General features: G+C 56.2%; 1 rRNA gene. It reads right to left on the bottom strand.

The annotated features are described in order from the left end of the window. Positions 1–208: ribosomal RNA gene (locus WS42_RS15160) — 16S ribosomal RNA — on the bottom strand; the annotation flags it as partial.

Genomic DNA, 208 nt, shown 5'->3' with positions numbered 1-208 from the left:
TAAACCACATGCTCCACCGCTTGTGCGGGCCCCCGTCAATTCCTTTGAGTTTCAACCTTGCGGTCGTACTCCCCAGGTGGAGTGCTTATTGCGTTAGCTGCGGCACCGAGGATTCCTCCCCGACACCTAGCACTCATCGTTTACGGCGTGGACTACCAGGGTATCTAATCCTGTTTGCTCCCCACGCTTTCGAGCCTCAGCGTCAGTT

Origin of the sequence: Odoribacter sp. N54.MGS-14 (assembly GCF_000980295.1) — a bacterium.
Classification (GTDB): Bacteria; Bacteroidota; Bacteroidia; order Bacteroidales; family Marinifilaceae; genus Odoribacter; species Odoribacter splanchnicus.
The sequence above is the reverse complement of the archived record's forward strand: the minus strand, read 5'-3'. Positions and strand labels throughout refer to the sequence as shown.